This is a genomic window from Ensifer sp. PDNC004 (genome assembly GCF_016919405.1).
GTDB lineage: Bacteria > Pseudomonadota > Alphaproteobacteria > Rhizobiales > Rhizobiaceae > Ensifer.
Window position 1 is genome coordinate 1,969,454 of the sequence record NZ_CP070353.1, and the last position, 21,037, is coordinate 1,990,490.

Sequence of the window (21,037 nt, forward strand, 5' to 3'; positions counted from 1 at the left end):
TTTTTGCGTTCTGCATCAGTCGATCAGAATTCCTGCCAATCGTCCTGCGCCACCGCGGCGTTGCCGCGTGACAGCGGGCGGGTGGGTGTGAAGCGTTGTGCGGGCGTGGCTGCCGGTGCCGCCATGGCGCGGGCGGCGGTGCGCAGATCTGCGGTCGTTGCTGCGCGCGCCTGGCCCGGAAGGGTGAAGCGGGTAATCAGTTCGCGCAGGCGGACTGCCTCGTTGGCAAGCTGGGCGCTTGCGGCGTTGGCTTCCTCGACCATGGCTGCGTTCTTCTGCGTCACCTGGTCCATCTGGTTGACCGCCGTGTTCACCTCGGTCAGGCCCACGGACTGTTCTCGCGAGGACACGGCGATTGCGCTCATGTGCTCGTTGATGGTGACCACATGGTCGCCGATCGCCTGTAGGGCCGCACCGGTGTCGCGCACCAGCCGGACACCGCCTTCGACCTCGACGGACGAATTGCGGATCAGTTCCTTGATTTCCTTGGCGGCCTGCGCCGAGCGCTGTGCAAGTTCACGCACCTCCTGGGCCACGACCGCAAAGCCCTTGCCGGCTTCGCCCGCACGCGCCGCTTCGACGCCGGCGTTGAGGGCCAGAAGGTTCGTCTGGAAGGCGATCTCGTCGATGACGCCGATGATGTTGGAGATCTGACCGGAGGAATGCTCGATCCGGCGCATGGCCTCGACCGCATCGGCAACGACGCTGCCGGACTTGGCGGCGCTGGCGTTGGCCTCGACGGCGACATGCCGGGCTTCCTCTGCGCGCTTCGTCGAGTTGGCGACATTGGCGGTGATCTCGTCCAGGGCGGCCGCGGTTTCTTCCAGGGCTGCGGCCTGCTGCTCCGTGCGGCGTGACAGGTCGTCGGCGCTCTCGCTGATCTCGCGCGAGCCGCCGTCGATCGAGCGGCTCGAGTCGGCGACCGCCGACAGCGCATCGCCGAGCTGGGCGACGGCGCTGTTCAGGTCGTGGCGCAGTTGCTCGAAATCGGGCGCAAAGGGTTCGCTAAGCTGGAAGGCGAGATCGCCGGCGGCGAGGCGCTTGAGACCGCCGGCAAGGCCGGAGGTCGCCTGGATCAGGCGGGCCTGTGCAGCGGCTTCGGCGTCTTCTTGCAGGCGAATGCGTTCGGCCTCGGCCCGTTTGCGGTTTTCAGCGGCCTCCGCCTCCAGCCTGCGGTTGGCGATCGCCGCCTGGCGGAAGATTTCGACCGCGCCGGCCATCTCGCCGATCTCGTCCTTGCGGCCGGAATAGGGGATCGACGATGCAACATCACCGTCGGCAAGGCGGGTCATGGAGCGGGTGGTGGCAACGATCGGCCGCGAGATGGTGCGCCCGACGAGGAAGACGGTCGCTGCAATGACAGCAATCGCCGCGACAACGGCCGCCAGTGCGATCGCCTCGAGCGACTTCTGGGTGGACGCACTTTCGGTTTCGGACTTGACCTTCTCCGTTTCGATGGCGCCCGCCATCTGCTCGAACACCGGCTCGACATCGGCAAAGGCCTTCGACATCGTCGCCCGCAGCGCCGTCTCGTTCTCCGCAAGAGCCGCGTAGTCGTTGAAGGCGGTCGCGTAGTCCTTGAGCGCCGCGAGGACCTTGCCCTGCAGGTCCGCACCGCCGAACAGCTCTGCCGGCGCGCCGGTGAAAGCCTTCACTTCCTCGGCGTGCTTCTCCACGTATTTGTGGTCGCGCCGCATGATGAAGTCCTTCTCGTGGCGACGCATCGTCAGCATGCTCGCCTGGAGCCCCTTGTCCTTGATCGGCTTCAACAACTCCTCGACCGCATGGACGGCGGTTCGCATCGCGCCCTCTTTGCCGGCGGCTGGATCGAGACCGAGCGTACGGTTGGCCTCGGCAACGGCCGAGAAGGCTTTCAGATAGCGCTCGTAGCCCTCGGAAATCGTCTGCAGCTCGCTCCGTGTCGACGAGCTGTCGAGCAGCTTGCCGAGCTCGGCCATCGTCGCCTGCGCCTTTGCGGCGGTTTCGTCATGGGCCGCGGCATATCGATCTTCCCTGCGCAGCAGGAAGTCCTTTTCGGCACGGCGGTTTTGCAGGAACTGTATCTCCAGTCTCAGCAATGCGCGCTCCGCGTCACGATGCACCTGCACCTGCCGTCGGTAGTCCTCCTCGAGGCCCTTCTCCACGACGAAGATTGCAACAATCGCCAGGATACCGGCGACGGCGATCGGCACGAGCAGACCGATGCGATGGGAGATCCTGAGGTGAAAACGCGGCATGCAGCAACTCCTTGCGCCCGGAGGCGTCAGGTGGGAAGAACAGATTGTGTCGGGAGGTCCGGCTTGCGGCGGAGGTCCTGCGTCATGCAGGTGCGACATCCCTACTATGTCGCATCCATCATTTAAGGTTGGGTGAATATTCAGTTATTTTTTAGGGGTTTCTAACTGTGTCCTCCGATCGCCGTGAATGCGGGGGCTTGCCAATGCGCCGGCAAGCCGCCATGAGAAGCACATGTCAGAAGATCGCCAGAACGAAGAACACAAGAACCGGGTCCGCCTCGATCAGTTGCTGCTGAACTCGGGGCTCGTCGCAAGCCGCGCGCGCGCCCGTGACGCAATCCAGCGCGGGACCGTCAAGGTCGACGGCCGCACGGTCACCAAGGCAGCGTCCATGTTTGCCGAGACCGTGACGATCACCATCGACGACCCGGCGCAGGACTACGTCTCGCGCGCCGCGCTGAAGCTGGTCGCGGCGCTCGATTATTTCGGGCTCGACCCCTCAGGCGAAAGCTGCGTCGATATCGGCGCCTCGACCGGTGGTTTCACGGAAGTGCTGTTGAAGCGCGGAGCCGAGCACGTGGTCGCGATCGACGTCGGCCATGGCCAGATCCATCCGCGCATCGAGGGCGACGAACGCGTCACCAGCATCGAGGGCCTCAACGCCCGCGCGATGACCGAGGAGGACATCGACGACCGCGACGTCACCTTCGTCGTCTCCGACGTCTCGTTCATTTCGCTCAAGCTCGCCCTGCCGCCGGCACTCGACATGGCCTTGCCGGGCGCGCACTGCATTCTGCTCGTAAAGCCGCAATTCGAGGCAGGTCGCGATGCGATCAGCAAGGCGGGCCTGCTCAAGGATCCCGAGAGCGCGCCGGATGTTGCCGCCGAACTCGAGCGCTGGCTCGTCGAAGACATGGGCTGGCAGAGCCTCGGGCTCATCCCCTCGCCGATTGCCGGCGGCGACGGCAATGTCGAATTCCTGCTCGCGGGCAAGAAGCCATGACCACCGAAGCCGTCACCGTCAAACGGTTGGGCGCCCAAGGCGACGGCATTGCCGACGGTCCGGACGGACCGATCTATGCGCCCTTCACGCTGCCTGGCGAAAGCGTCGCGCTCGCCGTCAACAGATCGCACGGCACGCTGATCTCGGTGAGAGAAGCCTCGCCCGAACGTGTCGAGCCGCACTGTCGGCACTTCGGGCCGGATGGCGTCAATGGCACATGCGGCGGCTGCACGATGCAGCATGCCTCGGACACGCTCTACCACGGTTTCAAGCGCGATCTGGTGATCGCCGCCCTGAAGTCGAAAGGCCTGACGCCCGAGGTTGCGCCGCTCATCACCGCCGAGCCGGGCCAGCGCCGGCGTGCGGTTTTCACGGCGCGCAAGACCGAGAAGGACCTGCTGCTCGGCTTCAACCAGGCGGAAAGCCACCACATCGTCGCGATTTCGGAATGTCCGATCGCGAGCCCGGGCATCGCCTCGAAGCTCGCAACCATCGCCAGGATCGGCACTGCGATGGCGGTCAATGCCGAGCCCTTCCGCATCACCGTGCTCGAAACGCTCTCCGGGCTCGATCTCAACGTCGACGGCATCAAGAAGCTTGACGACAGCGTGCGCCGCCGCACGGTCGAAGCCGTGCTCGGCGAACGCGGCATCGCGCGCGTCAGCCTCAATGGCGAAATCATCGTCGAGCCGGTGAAGCCGGTCATCGATTTCGGCGGCGTTTCCGTTTCGCCGCCGCCCGGCAGTTTCACGCAGGCGACGGCACAAGCCGAAGAAGCGATGGCGAAGCTGGTGCTCGACCATCTCGGCAAGTCCAAGCGCGTCGCAGACCTCTTTGCCGGCTGCGGCACCTTCGCGCTGCGCATCGCCCGCAAGGCACGCGTCCATGCGGTCGAAGGCGAGGACAAGGCGCTGAAGGCGCTCGACGTGGCCGCCCGCAATACGCAAGGGCTGAAGCCGGTGACGGTCGAGAAGCGTGACCTCTTCCGCCGCCCGGTCATGGCGCAGGAACTGAAGGTGTTTGATGCCATTGTCTTCGACCCGCCACGGGCCGGCGCGGAAACGCAGTGTCACGAGATCGCCCGCTCCGGTGTCAAGAAGGTCGTCGCCGTTTCCTGCAACCCAGTGACGCTCGCGCGCGACCTCTCGATCCTGACGGCCGCCGGCTACCGCATCACCTCGGTGACGCCGATCGACCAGTTTCTCTGGTCGTCTCATGTCGAGGCGGTGGTGACGCTGGAGAAGTGAACAGGCCCGGTTTCCGGGCCTGCCTGCTGTTCAGCTTTCCCAGACTATTCCGCTCCCTCCGTCATGCTCGGGCTTGACCCGAGCATCCATCTCCGAGCCTCGAACTCCATCGCACTGGCTCCTCGGGTCAAGCCCGAGGATGACAGGTGGAGGAGTCGGCGAACGAAGAAGAGGCGTACCAATGACAAAGGCCCGGTTTCCCGGGCCTTTGTCATGTCAGGCTTGAAGCGCTTGCCATTTCGATTCACGGCAAGCGCCCTATGACCTTGTTATTGCAGCGTTTTGACGATCCGCTCGCACTCAGGCCGCGCGACGACGACCACCACCGCCCATCTGAACGTCACCCAGATTGAACTGCGCAAGCAATGCGTTGAGCGAGGCGGCTTCGGACGCCAGCCCATGGCTTGCCGCCGTCTGCTCCTCGACCATTGCCGCGTTCTGCTGGGTACCCTGGTCCATGGTGTTGACGGCCGTGTTGATCTCCTGAAGTCCGGTCGACTGTTCGCGCGTGGCGGTCACGATCGCGCTCACGTGCTTGTTGATCTCCTGCACTTCGGAAACGATCGTCTGCAGCGCCTTGCCGGTATCGCCGACGAGCGTCACGCCGTTCCTGACCTGATTGCCCGAGGTGGTGATCAGCGCCTTGATTTCCTTGGCGGCATTGGCCGAGCGCTGCGCGAGTTCACGCACTTCCTGGGCGACGACGGCAAAGCCCTTACCGGCTTCACCGGCACGGGCTGCCTCGACGCCGGCGTTCAGCGCAAGCAAGTTCGTCTGGAAGGCGATGTCATCGATGACGCCGATGATGTTGGAGATCTCGCCAGAGGACTTCTCGATCGCGTGCATCGCGTCTACGGCGTTCGCCACAACCTCGCCGGACTTCTCGGCACCGGCACGTGTGCGGGCGACGAGCGCGCCGACTTCCTCAGCCCGGCGGGCGGAGTCCTTGACGGTCGTGGTGATCTCTTCGAGCGCTGCGGCGGTCTCCTCGACCGACGCTGCCTGCTGTTCGGTGCGGCGGGCAAGATCGTCGGCCGCCGAGCGGATTTCCGTCGCGCCGGCGTCAATGCCGCGGGCGTTGGCGCCGACGGCGCAAAGCGTGTCGTGGAGCTTGGCGACCGAGTTGTTGAAGTCGGCTCTGAGACTGTCGAGGCGATCGGCGAAGGGGTCATAGATGCGGTAGGCAAGATCGCCTTCGGCCAGATGGCCAAGGCCCGTCGCAAGACCATTGACGGCCTGCTGGATTTCGGCCGCATCCCGCGCCTTCTGCGCTTCGCGTTCCAGACGCTCGCGCTCCGACAGCGAGCGGTTCGCATCCGCTTCGCTTTCGAGGTGCATCTTCGCGATCGTCGCATCACGCAGGACCCGCAGGGAGCGGGCGAGATCGCCGATCTCGTCCTTGCGCTCGGCCTCGGACAGGTCGACGTCGGTCTCGCCGGCCGCGATCTGGCCGGTGACGCCGATGACATTGGCGACGCGCTTGCGGAAGCGGCTTGCCAGCGTCCAGCCGACGATGATCATGATCGCGGCAGCAACGGCAATGACGGCGATCGAGATCATCGCAAGCTGCGAAAGGCCGGCAAAGACCGTGGCTTCGGGAACCGAGACCACGACATACCATTCCGTGTCGGGCAACAGGTTCACCGGCACGGCGACGGCCAGATGCGCGCTGCCATCCGTGTGCTTCAGCGCGAAGGCCTGGCCGGTGTGGCTCAAGAGGTCTCCCCACCCCTCACCCACAAGCGGCGTGTCCTTCAGCACCTTGCCGAGCACCTTGGCATCGGGGTGGCTGATGATGCTGCCGTCCTTGCTGAGCAGTGAGACGAATCCGGTGCCGAAGGGCTTCAGCTTGGCGAGTTCGGTCGACAGTTCGCCAAGCGCCATGTCGACGCCGACGACACCGATGAAGGCGCCGTCCTTCTTCAGCGGCACCATGATCGAGGTCATCAGCACGTCCTTGCCGTTGATCGGGTAGACATAGGGCTCGGTGACCATATCGAGGCCGGTCTTCTTCGGGATCTGGTAGTAGTCGCCGGGGCCCGGCTTGTCATAATCGGCCAGCGCCTCGTGGATCACCTTGTCGCCGGAGCGGGCGATATAGGGAACGAAGCGGCCGGTCGCATCGTGACCTGGCTTGCCGACGAACTCGGCGTCCTTGCCGTCGAAGGCGTTGGGCTCCCAGCCTGTGCTCATCCCCACGGCAAGCGGGTTATCGACGATCCAGCGTTTCATCAGGGTTTCGATTTCGGCGCGCGAGGGCTCGCCGGTGCCCTTCACCGCATAGAGAGCGGAGCGGATGTTGTTTGCGAGCGTCTTTGCCTCGGCAAACTTCGTCTCGACGCTGCGCGCGCTTGCGGATGCGGCATTGGTCATCTCGGCGATGCTGCGCTCACGCAATTGCTGATAGGAGAGCCAGAAGACGACGGCGGCGGTGACCATCGAGGTCAGAAGGCCGGTCATCACGATGGCGAACATATTTCTTGCCGTTGCAGTCTTTAGGATCACCGTATGTCTCCCCTCGCGCCTCCGCCATTGCGGTCGTGCGCGGCCAAATCATCGATTGCGTGACGGGCACGCTGAGCATTGGGACAGATGTCTGGAGCACATCGCGATGATGAATGCTGGAGGCGACGTGCGGGCGAAGTCATTTCGCGGCGAAGAAACGGTATGCGCGACCGATTTATCAAAGCTTAAGAAACAAGGGGATGACTCGCGATCCTGCAGTGAAAAGCGAGAATCCTGATGCAGTGCGCAAAGAAAAGGCCCGGTCTCCCGGGCCTTTTAGCTGTCGAATGTCGGCGAAGACTAGGCTGCGCGGCGGCGGTGGCTGGTCGCCGATGCGTATACGCTCTGCGTATCGCCAAGATTGAACTGGGCCAGCAGTGCGTTGAGCGAGGCGGCTTCGGACGCGAGACCATGGCTGGCGGCCGTCTGTTCCTCGACCATCGCCGCGTTCTGCTGCGTGCCCTGGTCCATAGTGTTGACGGCCGTGTTGATCTCCTGAAGTCCGGTCGACTGTTCGCGCGTGGCGGTCACGATCGCGCTCACGTGCTTGTTGATCTCCTGCACTTCGGAAACGATCGTCTGCAACGCCTTGCCGGTATCGCCGACGAGCGTCACGCCGTTCCTGACCTGATTGCCCGAGGTGGTTATCAGCGCCTTGATTTCCTTGGCGGCATTGGCCGAGCGCTGCGCGAGTTCACGGACTTCCTGGGCGACGACGGCAAAGCCCTTACCGGCTTCCCCGGCACGGGCTGCCTCGACGCCGGCGTTCAGCGCAAGCAAGTTCGTCTGGAAGGCGATGTCATCGATGACGCCGATGATGTTGGAGATCTCGCCAGAGGACTTCTCGATCGCGTGCATCGCGTCTACGGCGTTCGCCACAACCTCGCCGGACTTCTCGGCACCGGCACGGGTGCGGGCGACGAGCGCGCCGACTTCCTCAGCCCGGCGGGCGGAGTCCTTGACGGTCGTGGTGATCTCTTCGAGCGCTGCGGCGGTCTCCTCGACCGAGGCTGCCTGCTGTTCGGTGCGGCGGGCAAGATCGTCGGCGGCCGAGCGGATTTCTGTCGCGCCGGCATCGATGCCGCGGGCGTTGGCGCCGACGGCGCAAAGCGTGTCGTGGAGCTTCGCGACCGAGTTATTGAAGTCGGCGCGCAGGCGATCGAGACGGTCGGCGAAGGGGTTGTCGATGCGGTAGGCGAGATCGCCTTCGGCAAGGCGGCCAAGGCCGGATGCGAGGCCATCGACGGCCTGCTGGATCTCTGCCGCATCCCGCGCCTTCTGCGCCTCACGCTCAAGACGCTCGCGCTCCGACAGCGAGCGGTTCGCATCCGCTTCGCTCTCAAGGCGCGCACGCTCGACGGCGTTGGCCTTGAACACGGCGACGGCGGCGGCCATGGAGCCGATCTGGTCGGTCCGCTCTTCGCCGGGGATCTCGACGTTGTGGTTGCCCGAAGCGAGCTTTTCCATCGCGCCGGTCATGTCCGTGACGGGACGGATGACGAGGCGGTTGAGGAAGGTCGCGAGGAAGACGAGCATCACGCCGACCGCGAGGATCGTGGCGATGGTCGCGGCAATGCGGAACTGGTCGATCGCCGAATAGGCGGCATCGGCGTCGATGACGAAGCCGATATACCATTCGACCGAGGGCAGGCCCTGAACCGGAACGAAGCTCACCAGCATCGGCTTGCCGTCGAGCTCGGTGTTCATGATGCCGGTGCCGATTGCCGGCGTGTCGATCGGGAAGGCATCGGCAAGCGACTTGGTGACCAGCTTGGCATCGGGATGGACGAGGATCTGGCCGTCCTTGCTCGCGAGGAAGGCAAAGCCCTCGCCGCCGACGTCGACGCCCTTGATCATGGTCACCAGGGTTTCGAGCGAGAAGTCGCTGGCGGCAACGCCATAGAGCTTGCCGTCGCGCTTGACCGGAACGGCCGCACTGATGATCAGAGCGCCGCTCGACGCGTCGACATAGGGTTCGGTCAGCACGCGAGCGTCAGCCTTGACGGCCTGCTGGTACCAGGGGCGCTGGCGCGGATCGTAGCCGGCCGGCATCGGATTGTCGGGCCAGGTGATGAACTTGCCGCTTTCGTTGCCGACATAGGTCGACATGAATTCACTGGTGAGAACGTCGTTCTTCAGGATCGGCTGGACCCCACCGTCATCCGCGACGTTGCCGGTGGCATCAGCCACCATCGCCGTCAGTGTGACGCGGCCGTTCAGCCACTTGGCGACGCTCTGCGCGGCCTGGGTGCCGGAGGAGGCAATGTTCTCCTCGACGGCATTGGTGGTCGTGTCGCGCTGCAGGCTGTCGATGTATACGGAAAAGCCGGCGAAGGCGCCGACGACGACACAGGACGCGGCAACGAGGATGCGCGTCATGAGGTTCGATCGCTTGGACAAGGTGGGCTCCCAATGGGTGCCGGCGGCGACCGCCGGACATGAGCTCTTGATGATTTTCGCGCAGCATCCATCGTCCGTCCGTGAAGACGGCGCGCAGAGGCTGACGGGAAAACGTTGAACATGCCAGAAGGCGGGGCCAGCCCTGCTTCATGCGGCTGGGGCCATCCCGAAAAGAGGATAGGCCTATCGCGCAGGACGCTAGCGACCGGTATTTAAGAAGAAATTAAAATTGATATATGCAAGTTCGCGATGGCGGCGGCAACGGGATCTTTACCGCCGGGCGGGTAGGAGCTTGCCCCCGAATGCAAAACGGGTGCACAGACGGCACCCGTCTCGTGCTTCACGAAATCCAAGCTGGATTAGCGGCGCATGAAGGCCTCGAAGGCGGCGCGCGCTTCGGCGCTCTTCAACTGCGCTGCGAAGTGTTTTGCTTCCTCGTCGATGCGGGCCAGCACGTCGCTGCGGTCGCCGCGCACGAGATCGCGGGCGATGCGAAGCGCCTCCGGCGGCTTCTTGGCGAGCCGGGCGGCGAGCGCCAGCGTTTCGCTCTCGACTGCATCCTGGCCGACGACCTTCCAGATCAGCCCGGCGTCGACGGCCTCGCGTGCGGTGAGCGGTTCACCGGCGGCAAGCAGGGCAAAGGCGCGCTGGTGGCCCATGATGCGCGGCGCGATCAGGCTGGAGGCCGCCTCCGGCACCAGCGCCAGGTCGACGAAGGGTGTCTTGAACAGCGAGCGCTCGGAGGCAACAGTCAGGTCGCAATGGAGATGGATCGTCGTGCCGATGCCGATCGCCAGACCATCGACGCCCGAAACGACAGGCTTGGTTGCGGTCGCGAGCGCCTTCAGGAATTCGATTACTTCCATGCCCATAGAGCCGCCCATGGCGAAGGCCAGGAAGTCCGCCATGTCGTTGCCGGCGGAGAAGCAGCCATCCGTGCCGAGAAAGGCGGTGGCGCGCACGGCCGGGTCACTCGACGCAACCGTCAGCGCATTGGTCATCTTCGCGTACATCTCGCGCGTGATGGCGTTTTTCTTTTCCGGCCGGTTGAAGCGGATCACCTGGACGCCGGGGTGCGCTTCCGGCCGTTCGATGAGCACGTGGTCGGTCATGATGGGTCCTTTCAAGCCAGAACGGCGCGGGCGACGGCGAGGCTGTCGGCGCCGTTGACGACACGGTCCTTCAGCGCGGCAGTCTCGGCCAACAGGTTTTCAGCGGTGAAGCGGCAGAGTGCGATGCGCTGATCGTCCTTGCCATCGCTCACTTCCGCCAGACCACCCTTTGCGAGATAGGCGCCGGTCAGCGCCAGGCCAAAGAGGCGCTGGTAGGCGGTGGCCCCGGCGAGCGCTTCTGCGAGTTTGCCGTCGGCAACCGCCGCAATCAGCCACTCGGTCGCAGCCGAAAGATCGTCCAGCGCCACATCGAGCCGGGCGGCCGTCTCGCCGAAACCGTCGCGGTTCGAGGCGCGAACGGCCGCTGCGATCTCGCGCAATTCGGCAATGAAGCCGCGCACGTGGCCACCATCGGAGAGCGGCAGCTTGCGGGTAACGAGGTCGATCGCCTGGATGCCGTTGGTACCCTCGTAGATCGGCGCGATGCGGGCGTCGCGCAGGTAGCGGGCGGCCCCGGTTTCTTCGATGAAGCCCATGCCGCCATGGACCTGGATGCCGAGCGAGGCGACGTCGACGCCGGCATCGGTCGAGAAGGATTTGGCGATCGGCGTCAGCAGGCTGGAGCGCTCCTTCCAGAACTTCGCCTTCTCGCTTTCAGCCGTGTGCCCCATGTCGACGGCGTGGGCGCAGGCATAGGAGATTGCGCGGGAACCCTGCGTCAGCGCCTTCATCGTCAGCAGCATGCGGGCGACATCCGGGTGCTCGATGATCGGGCTCATGCCCTGCCCCGTCCATCCGGGCGCCTTGCCCTGGGTGCGCTCCTTGGCAAAGGCGATCGCCTTTTGGGTCGCGGCATCGGCGATGGCCACACCCTGCATGCCGACCGCGAGACGGGCGTTGTTCATCATCGTGAACATGCAGGCGAGACCGCGGTTTTCCTCACCGATCAGATAGCCGATCGCGCCCTTTTCAGCCCCGAACTTGCCGTCTCCGTAGATCATCGTGCAGGTCGGCGATCCATGGATGCCGAGCTTGTGTTCGAGCGAATGGCAGAAGAGATCGTTGCGTTCGCCGAGCGAACCGTCCGGATTGACGAGGAACTTCGGCACGAGGAAGAGCGAGATGCCGCGGGTTCCGGCCGGCGCATCGGGAAGCCGCGCCAGCACCAGATGGACGATGTTGTCGGTGAAATCGTGTTCGCCCCAGGTGATGAAGATCTTCTGGCCGAAGATGCGGTAGGTGCCGTCGTCGCGGCGCTCGGCGCGCGTCTTTAGCACACCGAGGTCGGAGCCGGCATGCGGCTCGGTCAGGTTCATCGTGCCGGTCCATTCGCCGGAAACCATCTTCGGCAGATAGGTGGCCTTCAGTTGATCGGAGCCGTGTTTTTCCAGCGCCTCGACGGCGCCCATCGTGAGCGTCGGGCCAAGTGCGAAGGCCATGGAGCCGGCGTTCCACATTTCCATGGCGGCGACGTGCAGCATGTGCGGCAGGTTCTGGCCGCCGAAATCTTCCGGCGCGGTCAACCCGTTCCAGCCGCCGGCGATCCAGTTGTGGTAGAGGTCGCGCCAGCCATCCGGGGTCTCGACCTTGCCTTCGACAAGACGCGAGCCCTGCTTGTCGCCGATGTCGCCAAGCGGCGCCACCTCTTCCGTCGCGAACCGGCCGGCCTCGGAAAGAATAGCATCGACCAGGTCTTCGCCGAGATCGCCCAACGCGCCCGATTGCAGCGCATCGCCCATGCCTGCCACGTGCTTCAGCGTGAACGCGATCTCGTCGACGGGTGCCTTGTACATGATGATCCTCCCAGATAGCCAGGTCGCGCCGGGCGCTGCCTTGTGCGCCGAACACTATTGATTTTTACGTAAACGTCAACGTCAATTGCCGTGGGCATCCCGAGCATCGGGCTTCGGCCACCCGTAACAAAACTGTCATCAACGGCGCATAGAAGCCAAGACAGACAGTGCCGCACGTTGTCGAAGACGCGGCGGTCACTGTAGCACTTTGAATGGCTGCATGTTCCGCCCTTCCATCGCCAGCCATGGATCGGAACAGGTAGCCCACCCTGGACAAGGCGTTCAGATGAACCTGATTTCCCCCGAAATACCCGGCATCGTCTGGGCCTATCGTTTCCTGCCTGGCGAAAGCCGCTGCCAGCGGATCGCCACCGACGCCTCGATCGACAGCCTGCTTGAAGGCGACGGATGGGTGTGGGTTCATCTGGCGCTCTCGGACGCGCGAACGCCTGCGCTCATCGAGCGGGTCGGCAACCTGCCGCCGCTCGCGGTCGCCACGCTGACGAGCCACGACACCCAGGCCGCCATCACCGTTTCAGACGATATCGTGCACGGCACGCTCGTCGACTTCGAGCGCACCTTCGACGCAGTGACGAAGACGATCGGCTGGCTGCATTTCGCCGTGAGCGAGCGCATTATCATCACCACCCGCCTGCATCCGCTGCGCAGCATCGACCGAGTCAAGGCGGCCGTCGAGAAGAGCACGAAATGCGCACGGCCGATCGACCTCTTCGAGATGATCGTCGTCGAATTCCAGCGCACGCTGATTTCGCTGGTTCTGGAGTTGACCGAGGACCTGAACGTCATCGAGGACCATGTCTATGGCGAGGCCGGGCATCGGCAGCAGCCGGGGCTTGCGCCGCTGCGCAGGACCGTGGTGCGGCTGCACCGGCACCTGCGCACGATCCTCGCCTTGCTGCGGCGTGCGGGCGCATCGGATGAGGACGAGGTGCCGCCAGGCTTCATCGACGCAGCGGAGCGGCTTTCCGACCGGCTCGAAGCGGTCGACCGCGACGTCTTTGCGCTGCAGGAGCGGGCACGACTGCTGCATGAAGAGATCGACAGCAAGATCTCCTCGGAGACCAACCGGCATCTTTACATCCTGTCACTGATGACCGCCTTCCTCTTGCCGCCGACGCTGGTCACCGGCTTCTTCGGCATGAACACCGGGGCGCTGCCCTTCGCCGACGGCACTGGCACGCTTTACGCAGCACTGTTTATCGCGCTCTCCATGGCATTTGCCTGGTGGATTCTCCGGCGGATCGGCATTCTCTGAGACGCCGCTCGGAACCCTCACCAAGCGTTCGGTGTTGAAGAGAGCAGCCAGAACGACACCGTGGAGATTGGAAGCATGGCGCTCAAGCGAATGGACAACATAGGTATCGTCGTCGGAGACCTCGAAGGGACGATCGATTTCTTTCGTGAACTTGGCCTTGAACTCGAAGGTCGGGCGGAGATCGAAGGAGAATGGGCCGGGCGTGTTACCGGGCTTGGCGATCAGCATGTCGAAATTGCCATGATGCGCACGCCGGATGGCCATAGCAGGCTCGAGCTTTCCCGCTTCCTCGCGCCGCCGGTGGTCGCCGATCACCGCACGGCTCCGGTCAATGCGCTTGGCTACCTTCGCGTCATGTTCGCCGTCGACGACGTCGACGAGACGCTTGAGCGGCTCCGCAAACGCGGCGCGCAGCTGGTCGGCGAAGTGGTCCAGTACAAGGACGCCTACCGACTTTGCTACATCCGCGGGCCTGAAGGTCTGCTCATCGGGCTCGCCCAAGAACTTTAGCACCGCGGGACAAGTTCTCGCCGGGCACGACGGTGCTATCGGCCAGTCCCAGAGCGCGCGCAGCGACGGGTCTCATGCGAAGCCGGACGCAAAAAGGCCGGGAGCGGAAGCGCCCGGCCCTGCCTCCCCGTTAGCTATAGGGCGAATAGCACTGGCGGCGCGGACCTCCATAGGGCTGATAGGTATTGTCGTAGGCCCGGTACGAGCGGTAGCGGTCGTAGCACCATTGCACATGGCGGCTGCCATAAACGGGCGCCGGACGGGTATAGCGCGGCGGCTGGGCAATCGCCCCGCCGATAATGACGCCGGTGCCAAAGGCTGCCATCGGATACCACCAGCCATTGTAGTAGCGATAGCCAGGACGGCGATAGTTATAACCGCGGTAGCCGTTGTAGTAGTAATAGCCGCCGCGACGCTCCATGCCCGGTCTGCGATACTGGACATCGACCACATCGTTCTGCCGCTCGACGCGCGGCGGGGTCGGCGTGAAGGCCTGCGACGGGGCAGCCGACGTCACCAGCACGGCCGCCGCAACAGCCACGGAAAACCACCGGCCCATCCCGGACTTCAGCACATTCTTCATCAAATCCCTCCATCACCGAAAGCATGTTGCGCGCCCCCGGCTTCGGGTTGCCGCGACATTTCAACCTTTTCCATGATTTCACCCCGACCGAGGCCGATCCGGGGATGTCCCTCAGCCGGGAAATCCGAAATCGACCGACAACGCATAAGTCACCGGTTTTGTTCCATCTTCCGCGTCCTTTGGGATCAGCTCGCGCGGCCGACACCCGTTGCCGTGGCGCGCTTTGCCGCATCATCGACTACCTGTCGCGACCATGAAAGCAATCACTTATATACAGCCGCAGGTCGGTATACATTCGCGCGCCGCTCCCGCACAGTCCGCTCGGGGGCTGGGATTTACGATGCGTTAACGATACTGTCGGCAATCTCAGAGAATGGCAAAGCGGTGTATCTCCACGACAGGGATGATTCTGCGCCTCGCGACCTTCATCGGTCTGGCTTTCGCGGCGGCTGTCGCACGCGCCGGTGAACTGGAGCCCTGGAAGACCAAATCGAACGCCATCATCGTCGACGCCTATGAGATGAACAGTATCGACTGGGAAACGATGCTTGGCGACAAGCGCATTTCCGGCTTCATCGCCAAGGCCTCCGACGGCCTGCCCGAAAGCTTCTCCTGCACCGGCGACCATAACGGCGACACCTTCAACCACTGCAAGACCATGTGGCGCAAATACGCCGTCAGCCGCGAACTCTACCAGACCCGCCGGATGATTGCCCGCTCGCACGGGCTGCTCTGGGGCGCCTACCACCTCGCCCGTCCGGGCAATCCCGTCGACCAGGCGAACCATTTCCTCGACTACGCCGATCCGCGCGACGACGAACTGATGGTGCTCGATCTCGAAGGCATTGATCCGGACAAGTACATGTCGCTTGAGGACGCCGCCATCTTCGCCGGGCACATCAAGACCCGGACCGGGCGCTACCCGATCCTCTACACCAACCACATCACCGCCAAATACATCGCCGCGCACCGGGCCAAGCACCGGCTGCTGTCGCGTCTGCCGCTCTGGTACGCCCGCTACAAGCCGGATATCCGCCAGGTCTTCCCGATGGGCAACTGGGACAGTTACGCGCTGTGGCAGTTCTCCTCGGGCATCAACTGCGGAAAGCGCCGCTGCCCCTACCGCGTGCCGGGAACGCTTGACGACATCGACGTCAATGTGGCGGCGATGTCGCCGCCGGCGCTGAAAGCGATCTGGGCACAAGGCGCCTTGCTGCCGGAAAAGACGCTACCGCTAATGCTCGTCGCCCAAGCCGAGCGGGGAACGGGCATGCAGGCGGTCGCACGGGCGACTGCGATGTTTAGCGAGCCGCTGCTCGTCAGCCGCGCCGACGCTGCGAGCGGCGCCGGCAGCGGCGTCGACATGATGGTGACCGGCTCGATCGATTTCGCCCGCCAGGAGCGCGCCCTGCAGGTGGCGATTGCCGGCAATGAAGCCGCCCAGGGCACATGCCCGAAAACGGCGACCGGCACCGACGCCCCGGCAAGCGTTTCGGCCAATCCGATCCCCTGCAACGCGCCCTAAGCCTGTCGCGTGAAAAAGGATCTCGCGACAGGCTTTAAGCTCTCATCCTTTATGCACGTCGCTGCTGCAAAACCGCGGCGCACTTCTCGCGACATGCATCGACGCCCTCAGGCTTCGATCTGGACGTCGCCAAGTGGTCGCGAGCAACAGGCGAGGATGTAGCCTTCGTCGATCTCGTCGTCGAGAATGCCGCCATTGTGGTTCATCTCGACCTCGCCCGCGACCTTCATCACCCGGCAGGTGCCGCAGATGCCGCCTTCGCAGGCAGCGCCGATGCGCACCCCGTTGGCGCGCGCCGCCTGCAGGATCGTCTGGCCGGGCTTGGCCTCGACCTCCTTGCCGCTCATGGTGAAGGCGACCTTGGCCGCCTGGATCTCGCCCTCGTCACCGGCACCGGCGCGCACGGCGATCTCTTCCGCGGCGGGTGCCGCCGCTGGCTGGAAGCTCTCCTCGTGATAGCGGCCCATGTCGAAACCGGCCGATTTCAGCATCTCGCGCACGCCGCGCATGAAGGGTTCGGGCCCGCAGCAGAAGACGGTGCGGTCCATGAAATCGGGCGCAAGCAGCGGCAGCTTGGCGCCGTCGATGCGGCCGCGCAATCCGTGCCAGCCGTGGCGCGCCTCATGCCCCTCGACGATGAAGCCGAGGTTGAGCCCGGACATCTGCGTGGCCAGGACTTCCAGTTCCGAACGGAACAGCAGATCGTCCGGACGACGCGCGCAGGAGATGAAGGTCACATCCGTCTCGGGCACGCAATCCGCCATCCAGCGCGTCATCGACATCATCGGCGTGATGCCGGAGCCGGCCGAGATGAACAGATACTTGTCGCCCGGATGGCGCACGAAGCTGAAATCGCCGAGCGGACCGAAGGCGCGGAGCTTCATGCCCGGCTTCAGATGCTCGAACATCCAGCGGGTGCCGATGCTGTCGGCCTGCGCCTTCACCGTGACCGCGATTGAAAGCGGCCGCGATGGCGTCGACGACAGCGTGTAGGTCCGCATGACCGGCTCGTCGGCGACCGGCAGTTCGAGCGTTACGAATTGCCCGGGGAGATAGCGGAACCAGGCGGGCTTTTCGGCCCGGAAGGTGAAGGTCATGACATCGGCGGTCTCGACGACAGCCGATGTGCATTCGAGCATCTGCTGCCGATCGATCCAGACATGCAGCGCGTCGAAATGGTGAAACGAAGGGGCCATCTGCATGTCAGGCGACCCTTGAAAGCGGAGCCGCGTCGCCAGCAAGGCGCTGCTCCATGAACTTGCAGTACCACTCGACGAACTGCATCACGCCGCCTTCGTGCTCGGGCGAATACGGGCCGGGCTCATAGGCCGGCGAGCGGATGCCAAAGGCATTTTCTTCGACGATCTGGCGATCCTGATCGTTGGTCTCGGTCCAGACATGCGTCAGTTCCTCGAGATTGTAATCGACGCCTTCGACCGCATCCTTGTTGACCAGCCACTTCGTCGTCACTTGGGTAAGTTCAGGCCCGAGCGGCAGCACACGGAAGGTGATGGCGTGGTCGGCGAGCACATGGTTCCAGGTGGTCGGGTAGTGGAACATCAGAAGCGTGCCGATCTGGCTCTGGGAAACATCGGCCGAAAGCGCCCTCTTCACGGCGCGCGCGCCTGACATGGTGTAGCTTTCGGCATTGTCGATGAGCGGCATGCGGGCGGCGCGGAACTGGCCGGTCGGCGACATCCTGAACTCGCTCGGCAAGCCTTCGGCCTCGCATTTAGCCCAATGTTCGGCAATCACGGGATCATCCTTGGCGCCCTGCACCCCGGTCGCGGTCGGGGCTTCGGGATAGGTGCGGCAGAGTTCCGGGTGATTGGCGGCGCAATGGTAGCATTCGCGGTTGTTTTCCCAGACGAGCTTCCAGTTGCCCTTCTCGACGATGGTGCTTTCGAACGCGACCTTGGTTTCGCCGAGCCGGTGCGGCGCGAGATAGGGCAAGGCCATCTCGCGGAACGCCGTGAAATCCATCGGCTTTTCCGACAAGTTGATGAAGATGTAGCCGCCGACCGTTTCGCAATGGATCGGCTTCAGGCTGTGGGCTGCCTTGTCGAAATCCTCGCCCATCTGCCGGGCGAAGAGCAGCGAGCCGTCGAGCTCGTACGTCCACTGGTGATAGGGACAGACAAGCTTGGCCGAGGAGCCCTTCTGTTGCGTGCAGACGCGCGAGCCGCGATGGCGGCAGGAGTTGTGCAATGCCCGGATGGCACCCTGGCGATCGCGGGTGATGACAACGGGGTAGTCGCCGACCTGGACGGTGAAATAATTGCCGGCCCGCGGGATCTCGCAGTCATGGCCGATGAACAGCCAATCCTTGTACCAGATGTTTTCCAGATCCTGCCGATAGTAGTCGGGATCGATATAAAAGGCCCGATCGAGGCTGTAGCCGTCGCGCCGGCCCTTCAGCTTTCGAAGCATATCGTTTCTGGTTTCCATGTCCTGTCCTCATGCGCCATGTCTTGGAGAGGCAGGACAGGAACCCGCATGGGCGCACGCCCATGCGTTGTCGGCTCCGATCCGGCTGCCCGCCGCAACCCGTTACGGTTATGTCCGTCAAGGCTGGTTTCCGGGCTCAGGAGCCGTCCGTTCGGACCAGCCCGGCGCCTTCCCGGACGAACCGTCCAGTGGCCTTTGCCGAGGCTTTCGCTCCACCACCGTTGCGGGGGCAGCGCCGGGATTTGACCGGCTTCCCAATTCTCCGCCTTCTCTTCGAAAACGGCACCTTGAGTAGGGATATGTAATCGCGGAAACCGCCCTGGCAGCTGCCGGATAGCGACATCCAATTCCAGAATGACGACACGGGAAAAACCGCCATCAACGGCGCCTGTCTTAGAATTTTTACACTACAAACATATAGATAGCCCACGTCTTGGGCATTTGCCGCCTTTTGTGGCGCGGGCGGCGCAGACGCGGGAAAGCTTCGCCCGTTTGCGACATCCGGTCAGATGGGGAACGCTCATGATGCAGCCAGGAGGCAATCATTCATTAACCATGAGCCGCTAGCCTAGCCGGCGGACGAGAGAGGTCCTGCAGGCAGGCAGATGGCGCGCTGACGATCATGGCAAAGTTGAGATACTACGACGCGGCAGCCGAGGCGCCGCCGACAATCCCGCCGAAGATGGCGGTTCATACCGAATTCCTGCGCACGGGCCGGATCAATCGCAGGCAATGGGTGCCGAGCGAGCGGCGCTACCTGAGCTATGAGGAAGTTGCGGACAGGACGGGCAAGAAGCTCAACACCGCCGGCGACACGACCCATAAGCGGATCAACGGGTTTCACACCTCGATCCAGTTCCCGAAGATGATCTTCCACCGCACGCTCGTCGGCCGGCCGCATCTCGGCTACTGTCACGTGACGGCGGCGCGCACGCCGGTTACTCCCTCCAAGGACATCACCTGGTCCTTCTACTTCGCCAACTTCTACTGTGACCTCGGCCACGAGACGCATTTTTTCGAAGGCATCCAGCCCGGCTATTCGCGCATGTATTTCGCCGTTGCCATCGAACCGGGCGCGGAAGCCGGCCAAATGGTCATCAACCGCAATTTTCGTGACAACGGTCTGCTGTTTCGCACCGACGATCCCAAGGTCGCACTGAAAAACGTGCTGATGCTCGGCGCCAAGGATGACGCGTTGCGCCGCATCATCCGCAGCCTCTGAGCCGAACCGGTTGCTTCAAAGAAAATCGTTCTGTTTTTCCGGTGCGTCCGTTAAGGAAGCGTCGGAAAGGAAACGGCATGGCTGAGATCATCGATACGGATAGGGAACCGGACCGCGCGATCGCGCGTGCCTGCGACGTTCTCGCCGAAGGCGAACCGGTCGCCATTCCGACCGAGACCGTCTACGGCCTTGCCGCCGACGCCACCAACCCTGATGCGATCAGCCGCATCTACGAGATGAAGGGGCGCCCGCGCTTCAATCCGTTGATCTCGCATGTCTCCGACATGGCGATGGCCGAAGCCCATGTGCACTTCGATCCGGTTTCCCGGCAGCTGGCCGAAGCCTTCTGGCCCGGCCCGCTGACGCTGATCCTTCGGCAGCGCGCCGACAGCACGGTTCATGCGCTGGCGTCCGCCGGCCTCGACACGCTCGGCATCCGCATGCCCGACGGTTTCTCGCGCCGGGTCATCGCCCGCTTCGGACGGCCATTGGCTGCGCCCAGCGCCAATACTTCAGGCAAGATCAGCCCGACCAGTGCGGCCCATGTCGAGGCCGATCTCGGTGGAAAACTGAAGCTGATCCTCGACGCCGGCCAGGCCCAGATCGGCCTTGAATCGACGATCATCAAGGTCGATGGCGACGAGATCCGGCTGCTTCGGCCGGGTGGCCTCGATGCTGCCGAGATCGAACGCCTGCTCGGCCGTCCGGTGATCCGGCCGGAGACCGCGGGAGCGACGATCGAGGCGCCGGGCATGCTTGCCTCGCATTATGCGCCCGGCGCTGCCGTGCGGCTCGATGCCGCCGAGGTGCATGCCGGCGAAGCCTTGATCCGTTTCGGCGGCAATCGGATTGCCGGCGAGGAACAGGCGGCCATCGTTCTCGACCTCAGCCCGACCGGCAATCTGCGCGAAGCCGCCGCCAATCTCTTCGACTACATGAAACGGGCGGATGCCAGCGGCGCAGAGACCATCGCCTTCGGGCCTATCCCTTCGGACGGGCTGGGGGAAGCCATCATCGATCGGTTGCAGCGGGCAGCCGCACCACGAGGGTAAGATAGTGTGCGGCATCTTCCGCGCACCCGCCCTCACCGAACGGCACCCATTGCGGTTATGATCGCCGCCGACCAGGAACCGAGGATCACATCCTCAGATCGACCGATCCGATAGCGCGCAGGCG

General features: G+C 63.9%; 14 protein-coding genes, 1 pseudogene and 1 riboswitch. Of the genes and pseudogenes, 7 read left to right on the forward strand and 8 right to left on the reverse strand.

Annotated features, from left to right (window positions below; all coding sequences use genetic code 11):
• Positions 1-23 precede the first annotated feature (23 nt).
• Complete coding sequence (locus JVX98_RS17905; RefSeq protein ID WP_205239354.1) at positions 24-2,237, reverse strand: methyl-accepting chemotaxis protein; 2,214 nt, start codon at positions 2,235-2,237, stop codon at positions 24-26.
• Positions 2,238-2,469: 232 nt separating this feature from the next.
• Between JVX98_RS17905 and JVX98_RS17910 the strand changes: the two genes are divergently transcribed.
• Together JVX98_RS17910 and JVX98_RS17915 are read left to right on the forward strand one after the other, a co-directional pair.
• On the forward strand, positions 2,470-3,240 hold the full coding sequence (locus JVX98_RS17910) for a TlyA family RNA methyltransferase (RefSeq protein WP_205239355.1): 771 nt from the start codon (positions 2,470-2,472) through the stop codon (positions 3,238-3,240).
• Positions 3,237-4,487 (forward strand): class I SAM-dependent RNA methyltransferase, encoded by a 1,251-nt coding sequence (locus JVX98_RS17915; protein WP_205239356.1) that lies wholly within the window; start codon positions 3,237-3,239, stop codon positions 4,485-4,487. The genes JVX98_RS17910 and JVX98_RS17915 overlap by 4 nt, the downstream gene beginning before the upstream one ends.
• Before the next feature lie 300 nt (positions 4,488-4,787).
• Here the strand turns inward: JVX98_RS17915 and JVX98_RS17920 are convergent, their stop codons facing one another.
• The 4 genes from JVX98_RS17920 to JVX98_RS17935 all read right to left on the reverse strand — a co-directional run bounded on the left by JVX98_RS17920 (position 4,788) and on the right by JVX98_RS17935 (position 12,297).
• The gene (locus JVX98_RS17920) at positions 4,788-6,962 is read right to left on the reverse strand and encodes a methyl-accepting chemotaxis protein (protein ID WP_246765038.1); all 2,175 of its coding nucleotides are present in this window, start codon (positions 6,960-6,962) and stop codon (positions 4,788-4,790) included.
• Positions 6,963-7,292: 330 nt separating this feature from the next.
• Positions 7,293-9,371 carry a methyl-accepting chemotaxis protein McpU gene (gene mcpU, locus JVX98_RS17925; RefSeq protein WP_246765057.1) on the reverse strand — a complete coding sequence of 693 codons (2,079 nt, stop codon included), beginning with the start codon at positions 9,369-9,371 and terminating at the stop codon, positions 7,293-7,295.
• A 380-nt stretch (positions 9,372-9,751) separates the two neighbouring features.
• Positions 9,752-10,504 (reverse strand): crotonase/enoyl-CoA hydratase family protein, encoded by a 753-nt coding sequence (locus JVX98_RS17930; RefSeq protein ID WP_192447606.1) that lies wholly within the window; start codon positions 10,502-10,504, stop codon positions 9,752-9,754.
• An 11-nt stretch (positions 10,505-10,515) separates the two neighbouring features.
• Entirely contained in the window at positions 10,516-12,297 is a 1,782-nt protein-coding gene (locus JVX98_RS17935) for an acyl-CoA dehydrogenase (RefSeq protein ID WP_205239358.1), read from the reverse strand.
• 286 nt (positions 12,298-12,583) lie between these two features.
• Here JVX98_RS17935 and JVX98_RS17940 point away from each other — a divergent pair, with 286 nt between their 5' ends.
• On the forward strand, positions 12,584-13,573 hold the full coding sequence (locus JVX98_RS17940; RefSeq protein WP_205239359.1) for a transporter: 990 nt from the start codon (positions 12,584-12,586) through the stop codon (positions 13,571-13,573).
• A gap of 75 nt (positions 13,574-13,648) precedes the next feature.
• Entirely contained in the window at positions 13,649-14,083 is a 435-nt protein-coding gene (locus JVX98_RS17945) for a VOC family protein (protein ID WP_205239360.1), read from the forward strand.
• A 130-nt stretch (positions 14,084-14,213) separates the two neighbouring features.
• Here JVX98_RS17945 and JVX98_RS17950 read toward each other — a convergent pair whose 3' ends face one another.
• Entirely contained in the window at positions 14,214-14,666 is a 453-nt protein-coding gene (locus JVX98_RS17950) for a BA14K family protein (RefSeq protein ID WP_371826553.1), read from the reverse strand.
• A gap of 373 nt (positions 14,667-15,039) precedes the next feature.
• Between JVX98_RS17950 and JVX98_RS17955 the strand changes: the two are divergent.
• Positions 15,040-16,077, forward strand: a pseudogene (locus JVX98_RS17955) (glycoside hydrolase family 25 protein); the annotation flags it as partial.
• A gap of 221 nt (positions 16,078-16,298) precedes the next feature.
• Here JVX98_RS17955 and JVX98_RS17960 read toward each other — a convergent pair.
• The gene (locus tag JVX98_RS17960) at positions 16,299-17,393 is read right to left on the reverse strand and encodes a hybrid-cluster NAD(P)-dependent oxidoreductase (protein ID WP_192447610.1); all 1,095 of its coding nucleotides are present in this window, start codon (positions 17,391-17,393) and stop codon (positions 16,299-16,301) included.
• A 1-nt stretch (position 17,394) separates the two neighbouring features.
• Positions 17,395-18,639, reverse strand: coding sequence for an aromatic ring-hydroxylating dioxygenase subunit alpha (locus JVX98_RS17965; protein ID WP_205239362.1), 1,245 nt, complete (start codon positions 18,637-18,639; stop codon positions 17,395-17,397).
• 103 nt (positions 18,640-18,742) lie between these two features.
• A riboswitch (cobalamin riboswitch) is annotated at positions 18,743-18,944 on the reverse strand.
• 317 nt (positions 18,945-19,261) lie between these two features.
• Here JVX98_RS17965 and JVX98_RS17970 point away from each other — a divergent pair.
• The gene (locus JVX98_RS17970; RefSeq protein ID WP_205239363.1) at positions 19,262-19,861 is read left to right on the forward strand and encodes a DUF6656 family protein; all 600 of its coding nucleotides are present in this window, start codon (positions 19,262-19,264) and stop codon (positions 19,859-19,861) included.
• 77 nt (positions 19,862-19,938) lie between these two features.
• Entirely contained in the window at positions 19,939-20,913 is a 975-nt protein-coding gene (locus JVX98_RS17975) for an L-threonylcarbamoyladenylate synthase (RefSeq protein ID WP_205239364.1), read from the forward strand.
• Positions 20,914-21,037 lie beyond the last annotated feature (124 nt).